This is a genomic window from Mesorhizobium sp. M1A.F.Ca.IN.020.06.1.1 (assembly GCF_004023265.1).
Classification (GTDB): Bacteria; Pseudomonadota; Alphaproteobacteria; order Rhizobiales; family Rhizobiaceae; genus Mesorhizobium.
The window spans coordinates 1-1,188 of sequence record NZ_RZSR01001345.1; the positions used below are offsets into that span (position 1 = coordinate 1).

1 protein-coding gene is annotated in these 1,188 nt (G+C 59.4%); it reads left to right on the forward strand.

Annotated features, from left to right (window positions below; genetic code table 11):
* Window positions 1–101: 101 nt before the first annotated feature.
* Entirely contained in the window at window positions 102–1,124 is a 1,023-nt protein-coding gene (locus tag EOA60_RS33855; protein WP_245502692.1) for an extracellular solute-binding protein, read from the forward strand.
* The last annotated feature ends 64 nt before the right edge of the window (window positions 1,125–1,188 follow it).

Sequence of the window (1,188 nt, forward strand, 5' to 3'; positions counted from 1 at the left end):
GACGGTTTGGCTGGAAGCATTTCGCCAGCGCGACATTACAAAGGGGAATGGTGATGAACAAATTTTACTTGCGTGCATCGTGCTGGCTTGCGGCGCTCGTCATGTCCACGGCCCTTGCGTCGACTGCCAGGTCGGAGGAGCAGCTCAACGCACTCGTTTGGTGTGACCACAAGGACCCGGCGTTGCTCGAACCCTTCGAGAAGAAGTTCAACGTCAAGGTCAACATCAAGGAGTATGAAGGCACCGGTACCGCGCTGTCGCTTGTCGAACAATCCCAGCCTGGTGATTGGGATGTCTTCGTCGTCGACGGCATCGACGTGCCGCGCGTTCTCGATGCCGGTCTCTTGGCGCCTCTGCCCAAGGACAAGATCCACTATGACGACATCTTTCCGTCGGTGCGGCTGGACGACAAGCAGAGCCGCGACGGCAAAATCTACGCTGTCACGGAGAAGTTCGGATACAACACCGTCTCCTTCGACGCCAACAAGGTGAAGGCCGCGGATCTGGATGACATGACGGTCTTGTGGAACAGCGATAAGTTCAAGGGACAGATAGCGGTCTACGACTACTACCTTCCCGTCATGGGGCTGGTTGCGATGGGTCTCGGCCTGAACACGGCGACCTTGAAGGAAACCGATCTGCCCAAGCTTCGCGAGGCGCTGTTCAAGCTCAAGGCCAACACAAAGGTCATCGGCGAGGTCACGGCCAGCCAGACGGCCCTTGCGACAGGCGAAACCAGCATCCTGTTCGGGGGCGGCGAATGGGTGACGGCCGGCCTTTCTGCCGACAAGCCGAATCTGCAGTGGCTGTTGCCGAAACAGGGCGGCACCCGCTGGTCGCAATCGCTAGGGGTTTTTGCCGCGAGCAAAAACAAGGATATGGCGATCGAGTTCGTCAGCTACATCCTTTCGCCCGAGGGGCAGGCACGGCTGGCGACGTCATCCTGCTACTGGGCAATGCCGGCGAACCAGAAGGCCAGGGAATTCCTGACCGACAAGCAGCGCGCGGCGTTGCGCTGGGACGAGCAGGAAGGCTTCCTCAAAAAGGCCCAGCTCTATCCAGCACCTGACGCCGCACTTGACGTCAAGATGCAGGATCTCTGGACCGAGTTCCTTCAGCATTGACCGCGATGACCTCGGCAGCGACGGCGCGAAGCGCCAGAAGCGATTTTCGCGGCTGGGCCTTTGT